Raw genomic sequence first — 13,090 nt, forward strand, 5'->3', positions numbered from 1 at the left:
GTCACACAACGTATCCCGGGAGTGTAGCGGGCGGCGATCAGCCGCTGGGCGGAAACTTAGAACCTGTTCTAGTTGCCACCGGGTGGCCGCCCCGTGTCCACCAGTAGGCTGACGGGTTGTGACCACTGACGAACGACGCCCGACTTTGTGGGCGGTCAGTGACCTGCATACCGGACACACCGGCAACAAACCGGTCACCGAGTCGCTGTATCCCGCCTCGCCCGACGACTGGCTGATCGTCGCCGGCGACGTCGGGGAACGGACCGACGAGATCCGGTGGGCACTGGACCTGCTGCGCAAGCGTTTCGCCAAAGTCATCTGGGTGCCGGGGAACCACGAACTGTGGACCACCCAGCGCGACCCGATGCAGATCTTCGGCAAAGCGCGCTACGACTATCTCGTCAACATGTGTGACGAGATGGGCGTCATCACCCCCGAGCATCCCTACCCGGTCTGGAACGAGGAGGGTGGCCCCGCGACCATCGTCCCGATGTTCCTGCTCTACGACTATTCGTTCCTGCCGCAGGGGGCGGGGACGAAGGCCGAAGGCCTGGCGATCGCGCGCGAGAAGAACATCGTGGGCACCGACGAGTACCTGCTGTCGGCCGAGCCGTATTCGACGCGCGACGCCTGGTGTCGCGAGCGGGTGAACTACACCCGTAAGCGGCTCGAGGATCTGGACTGGATGATGCCGACCGTCCAGGTGAACCACTTCCCGATGGTCCGCGAACCCTGCGACGCGATGTTCTACCCCGAGTTCTCGCTGTGGTGCGGCACCACCGCGACGAAGGACTGGCACACCCGCTACAACGCCATCTGCTCGGTCTACGGACATCTGCACATTCCGCGCACCACGTGGTACGACGGCGTGCGCTTCGAAGAGGTGTCGGTCGGCTACCCGCGAGAGTGGCGTCGCCGCAGGCCGTATCGCTGGCTGCGCCAGATCCTGCCGGACCCCAAGTACGCGCCCGGCTATCTCAACGAGTTCGGCGGTCATTTCCAGATCACCGACGAGATGCGCGAGAACGCCAAGAAGATGCAGCAGCGGATCAAGGATCGCGCGTGATCGCAGCGACCCTGCTCGCCGGTGTGCTCCCCGGTGAACACGCCGCTCTGGCTGCGGCCGAGTTGTATACGGACCCGAAGGAACTCGCGCCGCTGCCCGAAGAGGAGCCATTGATCGCGAAGTCGGTGGCCAAGCGGCGCAACGAGTTCATCACCGTGCGGTATTGCGCGCGTCAGGCTCTGGTGGACCTCGGCATGGAGCCGGTGCCGATCTTGAAGGGCGACAAGGGTGAACCGCGCTGGCCCGACGGTGTCGTCGGCAGCCTCACCCATTGCGAGGGTTTCCGCGGCGCGGCGGTCGGCTTGCGCGCCGAGGTGCGCTCGCTCGGGATCGATGCCGAGCCGCACGACGTGCTGCCGAATGGCGTGCTCGACGCGATCAGCCTGCCGATCGAGCGCCACGAGCTGGGCGGGATGCCGGGCGGGGTGCACTGGGATCGAGTGTTGTTCTGCGCCAAAGAGGCAACGTACAAGGCGTGGTACCCGCTGACGCACCGGTGGCTGGGGTTCGAGGACGCCCACATCACGTTCGATGTCGACGGCTCGGGTGCTGCCGGTTCGTTCACGTCGCAGATCCTGATCGACCCGGCAGCGGAGTCCGGGCCGCCGCTGACGTCGTTCTCGGGTAGGTGGTCGGTGCGAGACGGGATCATCCTCACCGGCATCGTCTTGTGAATGATTGCGTCTTGTGAATGATTGCGTCTTGTGACTGATCCCGGGATCGTCGTCGTCGACAAACTTGGCGGCATGACGAGTCATGACGTCGTAGGCCGGTGTCGCCGCTTGTTCGGTACCCGCAAGGTCGGCCACGCAGGCACGCTGGACCCGATGGCGACGGGGGTGCTGGTGGTCGGCATCGAACGGGCTACCAAGATCCTCGGTCTGCTCACCGCGACGGACAAGTCGTACGAGGCGACGATCCGCTTGGGTGAGACGACCTCCACCGAGGACGCCGAAGGTGAACTGATGCAGGCTGTTTCGGCGTCGCACGTGGAGGACGGGCAGATCGAGGCGGCCATCGCGCCGCTGCGGGGTGACATCGAGCAGATCCCCTCGGCGGTCAGCGCGATCAAGATCGCGGGCAAGCGGGCCTATCAGATGGTCAGGGACGGCGAGACCGTGGAGATCCCGGCGCGCCCGGTGCAGATCGACCGATTCGAGGTGCTGGATGTCCGGCGCGAGGGCGACGTCGTCGATGTCGATGTGGTCGTCGACTGTTCGAGCGGTACCTACATCCGGGCACTGGCGCGCGATGTCGGTGCCGCGCTCGGCGTCGGGGGTCATCTCACGGCGCTGCGGCGCACCCGGGTAGGCGGGTTCGGTCTCGACCAGGCGCGCACTCTCGACGAGCTCGCCGATGACGCGCAGCTGAGCTACTCGCTGGACGAGGCGTGCCTGCAAGCCTTTCCGCGACGCGGCCTCACCGAAAGCGAGATTGTCGACGCGAGCCATGGTCGTCCGCTGTCACCGGCAGGCATCGACGGTACCTATGCGGCGACAGCGCCGGACGGCCGCGTCATGGCACTGCTGCAGGACTCCGGCTCGCGGACGAAATCCGTGGTCGTGATCCGCCCGGCGACGCTCTAGAACTGCAGCGCCGAGCGCACGCTTTCTGACGTCCCGTCTCGATCTTCTCGTCAGAATGTGTACATTCGCGCGACATGAAGGACGACATCCGCTACTCGCCCGAGACGAGCGCGCTGCTGCTGGCGATGACGGCACTCCAGATGAACAACGGTGTACCGGCGCAGGAAGCTCTCGATCGTGCCTACGACATCTGGAAGGTGCGCGGCGGCGGTTCGTGGGAGTTCTCGGAGCTACGCGCCGTGGTTCAGGACCTGACCGCGCCAGCCTGAGCTCATGACCAGGATTCGTCCAGTTCGCCCAGCGAGGCGATCAGGGCGCTGTTGGCGCTGTAGTCGACGGGACAGGCAATGACGCTGACGGTGTCTGCCGCGAGCGCCTCCTGCAGCACCGGCAACAGCATGTCGGCCGACGAGATGCGATATCCCTTGGCGCCGAAGCTCTCTGCGTACGCCACGAAGTCGGGGTTGCCGAACGCGGTGTCGACGTTGTGGCCGATCTCCAGGTCCATCTTCCAGCTGATCAGGCCATAGGCGTCATCGACCCACACGAGGATCACCATCGGTGTGCCGACGCGCAGGGCCGTCTCGATCTCCTGCGAGTTCATCAGGAACGAGCCGTCCCCGGTGGCGACCAGAATCTTGGCGGCAGGCCGGGCGATCTTGGCCGCGATCGCACCGGGAACCGTCCAGCCCATCGTCGAGAGCCCGTTGGAGATCAGGCAGGTGTTCGGCTCATACGTCGGGTACAGCCGGGCCATCCACATCTTCAGCGCGCCGGTGTCGACGAGCGCGATGTCGTCGCGGGCCAGGGCCGAGCGGGTGTCGGCGACGATGCGCGCCGGAGTCAGCGGGAAGCTGTCGTCGGCGCGACCCCGGTCGAGTTCATCGGCGAGTAGCGCCCGAATCCTGTCCTGCCCTGACGAATACGGCTCGTCGCGGCGCACAGCGGCCGCCAACGCATCGAGGCTCCTACCGATATCGGCATGGAGACCGACCGCCACGTCGTAGTGCACGTCGACCTCCGCCGGGAACCGGTGGATGTGGATGATCTTGGTGTCACCCCGCGGGTTGATGCGAACGGGATCGAACTCCTGCAGTTCGTACCCTGCTGCGACGATGACATCGGCGTGGTCGAATCCGAAGTTCACGTAGTCGTGGCGCATGAACCCGACCGCGCCGAGGGCCAGCGGATGATCGTCGGGCATGATGCCTTTGCCGTGAAACGTTGTGGCGACCGGCATCCCGAGTGTCTCGGCGAACCGCCGCACCGCCGACGACGCGTCGCTGCGCGCAACCCCGTGGCCCGCGAGCAGGATCGGGTTGCGCGCCGACTGCAGAATCTCGGCGGCCCGCGCAATCTGCGCCGCCGACGGATCATCGGATCGGGGGACGTTGATGTTCAGTGGGGCGATGCCCGCTGGTGCGGTAGCTTCCTCGACGTCTTCGGGTACCGCGAGATAGACCGCTCCGGGTCGCTCGGTCTGCGCGAGCTTGAAGGCCTTGCGCACCATCTCGGGAACCGCACCCGGCGTCGCAACCAGCGCAGACCACTTCGTCACCGGTTCGAACATCGCCACGAGATCGACGCTCTGATGCGACTCCTTGTAGCTGCGCTGCATGCCGACCTGCGCTGAGAGTGCCAGCACCGGAGTCGAATTCGTGGTGGCATCGGCGACGCCGAGCAGGAGGTTGATCGCACCGGGGCCCAGGGTCGCCGAACACACGCCGGCCTTACCGGTCAACCGGCCGTACACCTCGGCCATGAACGACGCGCCCTGCTCATGGCGGGTGAGAACGTAGTCGATCGACGACCTCGACAGTGCGTCCACCAACCGGATGTTCTCTTCACCGGGAATGCCGAACACGTGTGTGACGCCTTCGTTCTCCAGGCATTCGACGATCAGGTCCGCAGTGGTCCGGCCGCTTTCAGGCACAGTAGAGCCGCTCGAATTCCTTGATCGACTTGTCGATGTCGCCCTTGACCGCACGCACCGCCGCCGCGCCGATCGGCCCGAACAGGGGAGCGCCGCCGAGGTCCATCCGCACCGTGAACGTGCATCCGTCGCCGGCGGGCGCCACCTTCATCGACAGCTTGTAGCGCGTCCCGCCGACACCCTCGCCGCTGACCGCCAGCGCGGACGGCGGATCGAATTCCTTGACCGTCCACGTGACGCGGTTGCGCATGCCCTTGGCGCCGGCAACGCCGACGATGGTCGTGCCGACCTCGATCTCGTCGGGAACGTCGGAGCGCCAGCCCTGGTGCATGGTCATCCAGTCGCCCAGCGACGACAGGTCCGACGCGTGCGCCCAAGCGTCCTCGGGGGGCAGCGCCAGCGTGCGTGAAAGCTCCAATTTGGCCACGAATACTCCTATGCGACGACCCAGATTGCCTGTGCGGCAGGGCTTCCCAAATCGACAGTGGTCTCAGTCCCTGGGCTTTCTATGGCCACCGAGATCATGCCCGCGAAGTCGCGCCGGGCGACCACCCGCAGTCGGGAGTCCAAGCTTATTCCCACGGAGTCGAAGTACCTGAGCATCTCGGGGTCCGCGTCCGAGATGCGCGCGACCGTGCCCGCCTCACCGTCCTGGCACGCCGAGAGCTGACGTGCCGGCGGGGTGGGCACCCTGCCGTCGGCGGCAGGAATCGGGTCGCCGTGGGGGTCGCGGGTCGGGTAGCCGAGCTTGGCGTCGATGCGGTCGAGCATCCGGTCGGACACCGCGTGCTCGAGGATCTCGGCCTCGTCGTGGACCTCGTCCCAGCCGTAGCCGAGTTCGTTGACGAGGAACGTCTCCATGAGCCGGTGGCGCCGCACCATCGCCAAGGCGGCCCGCCGGCCCGCTTCGGTCAACGTCACGGCCCCGTACTTCTCGTGGTCGACAAGGCCTTGATCGGCGAGTTTGCGGATCGACTCCGAAGCGGTGCTCGCCGAGACGCCGATCCGTTCGGCCAGCAGTTTGGTGCTCACTTTTTCGTGCGACCACTCCTGCGCGGTCCAGATGACCTTGAGGTAGTCCTGGGCGACCGTCGACAGATCGGTGGGGTCGGCCGGGTTGGCTGTGCTGTCGCTAGGACTCACGACACTGGAGTTTAGGCAATCATCACCTGATCCGTTGACGCTGCTCGGCCTCTGTTTGGTCCCGGGTTGCGGGCGGGTCGTAGGCTAGCGGCGTGCAGCGCTGGCGGGGGCAGGATGAAATCCCCACAGACTGGGGTCGGTGCGTCGTGACGATCGGCGTGTTCGACGGTGTCCATCGGGGACACCAGGAGCTGATCGGCCGTGCCGTGAAGGCGGGCCGGTCACGGGGCGTTCCCACCGTTCTCATGACGTTCGACCCGCACCCGATGGAAGTCGTGTTCCCGGGCAGTCACCCGGCACAGCTGACCACGCTGACCCGGCGGGCCGAACTGGTCGAGGAAATGGGCATCGACGTCTTCCTCGTCATGCCGTTCACCGCCGACTTCATGAAGCTGACCCCCGAGCGCTACGTCCATGAACTGCTGGTCGAGCGACTGCACGTGGTCGAGGTCGTCGTCGGCGACAACTTCACGTTCGGGAAGAAAGCCGCGGGCAACGTCGGCCTGCTCCGCAAGGCCGGCGACCGGTTCGGGTTCGCGGTCGACTCCCTGTCTCTGGTCGCCGAACACCACCAGGACGAGACCGTGACGTTCTCGTCGACCTACATCCGGTCCTGCGTCGACGCCGGGGACATGGTCGCCGCCGCCGAGGCGCTGGGCCGGCCGCACCGCGTCGAAGGTGTGGTCGTGCGCGGCGACGGCCGCGGCAGGGACCTCGGCTTCCCGACGGCCAACGTCGCCCCGCCGATGTACTCCGCGATCCCGGCCGACGGCGTCTACGCCGCCTGGTTCACCGTCCTCGGGCACGGACCCGTCATGGGCACCGTCACTCCCGGCGAGCGCTATCAGGCGGCGGTGTCCGTCGGCACCAACCCGACCTTCTCTGGGCGCACGCGCACCGTGGAGGCGTTCGTCCTCGACACCAGCGCCGACCTGTACGGCCAGCACGTCGCCGTCGATTTCGTCGCGCGCCTGCGCGGTCAGGAAAAGTTCGCGTCGGTCGACGACCTGGTGACCGCGATGGGGGCCGACACCGACCGGGCCCGCACGATTCTTTCCGCGGACTAGGTCGCTGTTAGACTCTGCGGCGACCAAGCGTGTGCTGCAGTTCGCGGCGGCCGCGCTCACAGATTTCCCGCGGACTGAAATAGATGGAGTTGTTTCGTGGCGCTCACAGCCGAACAGAAGAAGTCGATCCTGGGCGAGTACGGCCTGCACGACACCGACACCGGTTCGCCGGAGGCGCAGGTCGCACTGCTCACCAAGCGGATCTCGGATCTGACCGAACACCTCAAGCAGCACAAGCACGACCACCACTCGCGTCGTGGTCTGCTGCTGCTCGTCGGCCGCCGCCGCCGCCTCCTCAAGTACGTCGCCCAGGTCGACGTCGCGCGTTACCGCTCGCTGATCGAGCGCCTCGGCCTGCGTCGCTGACACCGGCGGCACTTCCACCCGGTACAGGGCCGTGCAGGCCCGGTCCGTGGTCGCCGTGTTCGCGGCCACGACGTTGGGTTGCCTGACAGCATGTTCCTCGGCGGCTGCCGCCGACATCGCGGTCGGGGACTGCCTCAAGATGGGCGGCACCCCGGACCGGCCCGAGGCACTCAAGGCTGTCTGCGGAACGCCTGAGTCGAACTTCACAGTCGTCGCCAGCGTCGCGGAAACCGACGAATGCCCGACGGACGTCGACTCCTACTACTCGACGCTCAGCGCGTTCTCCGACACCAGCACCGTGATGTGCATGGACATCGACTGGGTGATCGGCAGCTGCATGAGCATCGACCCGGAGAACGGCCGCGATCCGGTGCGGGTGCGGTGCGACGATGCCACGATGCCGGGACGGCAGCGGCCCACCGAGATCCTTCAGGGCGTCGCCGACGTCGACGAGTGCGACACCGGCACCGGCTACCCGTACGACGAGCGGAACTTCACCGTCTGCGTCGAAGACGTCCACTGATTGCCGCGGGGCGGCGATTAGGGGTTTTGCAGGTACCGGGATGTAGCATAGGTGCGTTCGGCTGCCCACTGGGCGCGAACACACTTGGGTGCGGTCCGCGCAGACCCGCGTGCACCGTTCCCGCGTGACACGACACGAACCGCCTGATCGCGCGGTCTTCGGTAGTGGCTGTCGGAGTCTTTCCGGCCGCTTCGATCGACGGCCGTCGACGCATCCGGGCGCGACTTCCCGGGCATCCCCGGGGTGTCTGCATCGCGCGTGATCACGCGAAACCGAAGATGATTTAGAGAGGCCGTACGGACATCCATGTCTGTAGTTGAAATTGAAGACGGCGTGTACGAAGCCACCGCCGTGATCGACAACGGGAGCTTCGGCACCCGCACCATCCGCTTCGAGACCGGTCGGCTGGCCCAGCAGGCCGCCGGCTCCGTCGTCGCCTACCTCGACGACGAGACCATGCTGCTGTCCGCCACCACGGCCAGCAAGCAGCCCAAAGACCACTTCGACTTCTTCCCCCTCACGATCGACGTCGAGGAGCGGATGTACGCCGCCGGGCGCATCCCCGGGTCGTTCTTCCGCCGCGAAGGCCGCCCGTCCACCGACGCGATCCTGACCTGCCGTCTGATCGACCGGCCGCTGCGCCCGTCGTTCGTGTCCGGCCTGCGCAACGAGATCCAGGTCGTCGTCACGGTGCTGTCGCTCGATCCGAAGGACCTCTACGACGTCCTGGCGATCAACGCCGCGTCGGCGTCCACCCAGATCTCGGGCCTGCCGTTCTCCGGTCCGGTCGGCGGCGTCCGCGTCGCCCTCATCGACGGTCAGTGGGTTGCGTTCCCGACTGTCGAGCAGCTGGAGACGGCCGTGTTCGACATGGTCGTCGCGGGTCGCAAGGTCGACAATGACGTCGCGATCATGATGGTCGAGGCCGAGGCCACCGAGAACGTCATCGATCTCGTCGCCGGCGGTGCGGGCGCACCGACCGAGACCGTCGTCGCCGAGGGCCTCGAAGCCGCCAAGCCGTTCATCGCCGCGCTGTGCGACGCGCAGGCCGAGCTGGCCGGTGCCGCAGGCAAGGAGACCGCCGACTACCCGGTGTTCCCCGACTACGCCGAGGACGTCTACTACTCGGTCGCCTCGGTTGCCACCGACGCGCTGTCGGAGGCGCTGACGATCGCAGGCAAGCAGGAGCGCGACGATCGCACCAACGAGATCAAGGCCGAGGTCGCCGAGCGGCTGGCCGAGCAGTACGCCGGGCGTGAGAAGGAAATCGGCGCTGCCTACCGTTCACTGACGAAAAAGCTTGTGCGCCAGCGCATCCTGACCGACCACTTCCGCATCGACGGCCGCGGTGTCACCGACATCCGCGCCCTGTCGGCCGAAGTTGCGGTCATTCCGCGCGCGCACGGCAGCGCACTGTTCGAGCGGGGCGAGACCCAGATCATGGGCGTCACCACCCTCGACATGGTCAAGATGGCCCAGCAGATCGACTCGCTCGGCCCCGAGACCAGCAAGCGCTACATGCACCACTACAACTTCCCGCCCTTCTCGACGGGTGAGACCGGCCGCGTCGGTTCGCCGAAGCGCCGCGAGATCGGCCACGGCGCGCTCGCCGAGCGTGCTCTGGTGCCGGTGCTGCCGAGCGTCGAGGAGTTCCCGTACGCGATCCGCCAGGTGTCGGAAGCGTTGGGCTCCAACGGTTCGACGTCGATGGGCTCGGTGTGTGCGTCGACGCTGTCGCTGCTGAACGCCGGTGTGCCGCTGAAGGCGCCGGTTGCGGGTATCGCGATGGGTCTGGTGTCCGACGAGGTCGATGGTGAGACCCGCTACGTCACCCTGACCGACATCCTGGGTGCCGAAGATGCGTTCGGCGACATGGACTTCAAGTGCGCAGGCACGAAGGACTTCGTCACCGCCCTGCAGCTCGACACGAAGCTCGACGGCATCCCGTCGCAGGTGCTGGCCGCAGCGCTGTCGCAGGCCAAGGACGCTCGCATCACGATCCTCGAGGTGATGGCCGAGGCCATCGACGCACCCGACGAGATGAGCCCGTACGCGCCGCGCATCACGACGATCAAGGTTCCGGTCGACAAGATCGGTGAGGTCATCGGGCCCAAGGGCAAGATGATCAACTCGATCACCGAGGAGACCGGGGCGTCGATCTCGATCGAGGACGACGGCACCGTGTTCGTCGGCGCCTCCAACGGCGAAGCGGCGCAGGCGGCGATCGACAAGATCAACGCGATCGCGAACCCGCAGCTGCCCAAGGTCGGCGAGCGGTTCCTCGGAACCGTGGTCAAGACCACCGATTTCGGAGCTTTCGTCTCGCTGCTGCCGGGTCGCGACGGTCTGGTGCACATCTCGAAGTTGGGCCGCGGCAAGCGGATCAACAAGGTCGAGGATGTCGTCAAGGTCGGCGACAAGCTGCGCGTGGAGATCGCCGACATCGACAACCGCGGCAAGATCTCGCTGGTCCTCGTCGACGAGGAGTCGGCAGCAGCCGAGGCAACCGCACCCGCTGACGCACCGGTTGATGCAGCAGCGACCGTCAGCAGCTAACACGGGGGCGCTCCGCCAGGGGAAGCGCGGCGGAGACGCGACCGGTAAATCGACGGCGGTGCGCCGCACCCAGTTGCCCGGTGGCCTGCGCGTGGTCACCGAGCACGTCCCGTCGGTGCATTCGGCATCGGTCGGGGTGTGGGTGAACGTCGGCTCCCGCGACGAAGGTCGTAGCGTGGCCGGCGCGGCGCACTTCCTGGAGCACCTGCTGTTCAAGTCGACGCCGACGCGCACCGCGGTCCAGATCGCCCAGGCCGTCGACGCCGTCGGCGGCGAGCTGAATGCGTTCACCTCTCGTGAGCACACCTGCTATTACGCGCACGTCCTCGATTCGGATCTGGAGCTGGCGATCGATCTGGTCGCCGATGTGGTCCTGCGCGGCCGGTGTCATGTCGACGATGTCGAGGTCGAGCGCGATGTCGTGCTCGAAGAGATCGCCATGCGCGACGACGACCCCGAGGACACCCTCGGCGACGTCTTCCTCTCGGCGATGTTCGGCGATCACCCGGTGGGCCGTCCCGTCATCGGCAGCGTCGAGTCGATTTCGGGAATGACTCGCGCGCAACTGCATTCGTTCCATGTGCGTCGCTACACCCCGGACCGGATGGTCGTGGCCGTCGCGGGAAACATCGAGCACGACGAGGTCGTGGCGCTCGTCCGCGAGCATTTCGGCGCTCGGCTGGTACGCGGACGGTCGCCGGTGGCGCCACGTAAGGGCACCAGCCGGGTGACCGGCCGACCCACCCTCCAACTGGTCAACCGGGACGGTGAGCAGACCCACCTTTCGCTGGGGGTCCGCACACCAGGACGGCACTGGGATCACCGGTGGGCGCTGTCGGTGCTGAACACCGCGTTGGGCGGCGGACTGAGTTCGCGTCTGTTCCAACAGATTCGAGAGACCAGGGGACTGGCGTACTCGGTGTACTCCACTGTCGACACGTTCGCCGACAGTGGGGCACTGTCGATCTACGCCGGCTGCCTGCCGGAGCGGTTCGACGAGGTGGTCCGCGTGACGACCGACGTGCTGGCCGAGGTGGCCCGCGACGGCATCACCGCCGACGAATGTCGGATCGCCAAGGGATCGTTGCGCGGCGGACTGGTTCTGGGCCTGGAGGACTCGGGTTCGCGAATGAACCGCATCGGACGCAGTGAGCTGAACTACGGCCAGCACCGCACCATCGCGCACACGCTGTCCAAGATCGAGCACGTGACGCTCGACGAGGTGAACGCCGTGGCGCGGCAGTTGCTGACCCGCCCGTTCGGTGCCGCAGTGCTCGGTCCGGTGCGCACCAAGCGCTCGCTGCCGAGGGCGCTTCAGACGATCGCGGGCTGAGCTGTAGCCTGGCAGGCGATGACGGAGCTAACGCGGCGACACGTACTGCTCGGCGGGCTGTCACTGTGCGCGCTGACCGCGTGTTCCGCACAGACCGTTCTTGCCGATCCTGCCCAGCCGCTGCCTCCTCCCGGCGAACGTTTCGATGCGCTCGCCCAGCGTCACAACGCTCAAATCGGGCTGTACGCAGTCAATCTGGACACGCAGAAGACCCTCGCCTACCGCGATGGCGAGACCTTCGCGATGTGCTCGACGTTCAAGGCGTACGCCGCCGGGGCGATCCTGCAGCGCGTGCAGCAGGGGAGGGCGAGCCTCACCGATACGGTGCCCATCGAGGCCGCCGACATCCGTCCGCATTCACCGGTGACCGAGCCTCGGGTCGGGACGGCGATGTCACTGGCCGAGCTGTGTCAGGCCGCGTTACAGCAGAGCGACAACGCCGCCGCGAACGGACTGTTGCGGGTGCTGGGCGGGCCGCAGGCGATCACCGAATTCGCCCGCAGCATCGGCGACGACCGTACGCGGCTGGACCGCTGGGAGGTGGAGCTGAACTCGGCGGTGCCCGGCGATCCGCGGGACACGAGTACACCGCGCGCGTTGGCCGGCGGTTACCGAGCGCTGCTCACGGGTGAGGTGTTGCAGGCGGCGGGCCGCCAACAGCTGGTCGACTGGATGCTCGGCAACCAGACCTCGAGCATGCGCGCCGGACTGCCGGCAGGGTTCACGAGCGCGGACAAGACGGGCAGCGGCGACTACGGCACAACGAACGACATCGGTGTCGCATACGGTCCGGCGGGGCAGCGACTGCTGCTGGCGATCATGACGCGGTCGGCGTTCGACGACCCGGACGCGGCGAGCCTGCGTCCACTGATCGGTGAGGTGGCGACGCTTGCGGTGGCCGAGGTCGAGGGGCCCTAGACCAGGCGCAGCGAGTTGTCGCGGTGCAGCACAAAGAAATACGGCGCCCTGATGCCGCGCAGATCCATCGCCCCGAGGACGGTGGTGTCGTCGAGTCGGCGGAACACGTCGTTGATCGGCAGTTGGTCGTAGATCATCGTCGCGGTGTCGACGCCACGGTAGCGCGTGGTGCGCAGGCGGGCCTTCGGTCCGCGCGCCCTGAGGGCGGGCTTCAGCGTGGCGATCGGTACGGCGAAGTTCTGGTTCTTCAGGCCGGGAATCCGGGTGGCGACACCGAGGCCGGCGAAGGCGAGCATCGGGTTCAGTGCCCACAGACCCGTGCCGTCGGCGGTGGGGAAGAGCAGCGGATGGACGGATTCGCTGTCGCCGAAGTGCTTGCCCCACCAACCGCTCGCGGCGAGCAGGCCGTCGAGGGGGTGGCTGGTCGGCAGTTCGGCGCCATGCCAGGTGCCGAGCATGAAGTCGGGTTCGACGGCCGCGAGGGAGTCGAACAGCTCAAGGGCGTCGGCCGTGCTGGTCGGGACGTTGGGCATGACGTCGGTGAGCGCAAGCATGCCTGTGAATATACTTGACACCTGTCAACTTTTCCACAATGCAGA

The 13,090-nt window shown here is 66.8% G+C and carries 14 protein-coding genes; 10 read left to right on the top strand and 4 right to left on the bottom strand.

Features of this window, described 5'->3' with window-relative positions:
* The first annotated feature begins 118 nt into the window (after positions 1-118).
* The 4 genes from P9A17_RS10385 to P9A17_RS10400 all read left to right on the top strand — a co-directional run bounded on the left by P9A17_RS10385 (position 119) and on the right by P9A17_RS10400 (position 2,921).
* On the top strand, positions 119-1,066 hold the full coding sequence (locus tag P9A17_RS10385; protein WP_278038448.1) for a metallophosphoesterase: 948 nt from the start codon (positions 119-121) through the stop codon (positions 1,064-1,066).
* Positions 1,063-1,740 carry a 4'-phosphopantetheinyl transferase gene (locus P9A17_RS10390; protein ID WP_278038449.1) on the top strand — a complete coding sequence of 226 codons (678 nt, stop codon included), beginning with the start codon at positions 1,063-1,065 and terminating at the stop codon, positions 1,738-1,740. The genes P9A17_RS10385 and P9A17_RS10390 overlap by 4 nt, the downstream gene beginning before the upstream one ends.
* A 30-nt stretch (positions 1,741-1,770) precedes the next feature.
* On the top strand, positions 1,771-2,652 hold the full coding sequence (gene truB, locus P9A17_RS10395) for a tRNA pseudouridine(55) synthase TruB (protein WP_278038450.1): 882 nt from the start codon (positions 1,771-1,773) through the stop codon (positions 2,650-2,652).
* A gap of 74 nt (positions 2,653-2,726) precedes the next feature.
* Entirely contained in the window at positions 2,727-2,921 is a 195-nt protein-coding gene (locus P9A17_RS10400; protein ID WP_278038451.1) for a hypothetical protein, read from the top strand.
* A gap of 2 nt (positions 2,922-2,923) precedes the next feature.
* On the opposite strand, the gene P9A17_RS10405 is transcribed toward P9A17_RS10400, so the two are convergent.
* Genes P9A17_RS10405 through mntR form a run of 3 tightly spaced genes read right to left on the bottom strand, consistent with a single transcriptional unit; the run spans position 2,924 to position 5,728 of the window.
* Positions 2,924-4,555, bottom strand: a complete 1,632-nt coding sequence (locus tag P9A17_RS10405; protein ID WP_278038688.1) for an acetolactate synthase large subunit — start codon at positions 4,553-4,555, stop codon at positions 2,924-2,926.
* A 22-nt stretch (positions 4,556-4,577) separates the two neighbouring features.
* Positions 4,578-5,012 (bottom strand): SRPBCC family protein, encoded by a 435-nt coding sequence (locus P9A17_RS10410; protein WP_278038452.1) that lies wholly within the window; start codon positions 5,010-5,012, stop codon positions 4,578-4,580.
* An 8-nt stretch (positions 5,013-5,020) separates the two neighbouring features.
* Positions 5,021-5,728 carry a manganese-binding transcriptional regulator MntR gene (gene mntR, locus P9A17_RS10415; protein WP_278038453.1) on the bottom strand — a complete coding sequence of 236 codons (708 nt, stop codon included), beginning with the start codon at positions 5,726-5,728 and terminating at the stop codon, positions 5,021-5,023.
* A gap of 92 nt (positions 5,729-5,820) precedes the next feature.
* Here mntR and P9A17_RS10420 point away from each other — a divergent pair, with 92 nt between their 5' ends.
* From P9A17_RS10420 to bla, 6 genes are all read left to right on the top strand, one after another.
* Positions 5,821-6,795, top strand: coding sequence for a bifunctional riboflavin kinase/FAD synthetase (locus P9A17_RS10420; RefSeq protein ID WP_278038454.1), 975 nt, complete (start codon positions 5,821-5,823; stop codon positions 6,793-6,795).
* A 96-nt stretch (positions 6,796-6,891) separates the two neighbouring features.
* Positions 6,892-7,161: a 30S ribosomal protein S15 gene (gene rpsO, locus P9A17_RS10425; RefSeq protein WP_278038455.1), complete on the top strand. Its 270-nt coding sequence runs from the start codon at positions 6,892-6,894 to the stop codon at positions 7,159-7,161.
* A 31-nt stretch (positions 7,162-7,192) separates the two neighbouring features.
* Positions 7,193-7,684, top strand: a complete 492-nt coding sequence (locus P9A17_RS10430) for a hypothetical protein (protein ID WP_278038456.1) — start codon at positions 7,193-7,195, stop codon at positions 7,682-7,684.
* 306 nt (positions 7,685-7,990) lie between these two features.
* Complete coding sequence (locus P9A17_RS10435; RefSeq protein WP_278038457.1) at positions 7,991-10,240, top strand: polyribonucleotide nucleotidyltransferase; 2,250 nt, start codon at positions 7,991-7,993, stop codon at positions 10,238-10,240.
* Entirely contained in the window at positions 10,215-11,573 is a 1,359-nt protein-coding gene (locus P9A17_RS10440; RefSeq protein ID WP_278038458.1) for a pitrilysin family protein, read from the top strand. The genes P9A17_RS10435 and P9A17_RS10440 overlap by 26 nt, the downstream gene beginning before the upstream one ends.
* An 18-nt stretch (positions 11,574-11,591) precedes the next feature.
* Entirely contained in the window at positions 11,592-12,491 is a 900-nt protein-coding gene (gene bla / locus P9A17_RS10445) for a class A beta-lactamase (protein ID WP_278038459.1), read from the top strand.
* Here the strand turns inward: bla and P9A17_RS10450 are convergent.
* Positions 12,488-13,045, bottom strand: a complete 558-nt coding sequence (locus tag P9A17_RS10450) for a DUF4334 domain-containing protein (RefSeq protein ID WP_278038460.1) — start codon at positions 13,043-13,045, stop codon at positions 12,488-12,490. The two genes, bla and P9A17_RS10450, sit on opposite strands and share 4 nt — an antisense overlap.
* Between the last annotated feature and the right edge of the window lie 45 nt (positions 13,046-13,090).

Origin of the sequence: Mycobacterium sp. 236(2023), assembly GCF_029623955.1 — a bacterium.
Lineage (GTDB): Bacteria > Actinomycetota > Actinomycetes > Mycobacteriales > Mycobacteriaceae > Mycobacterium.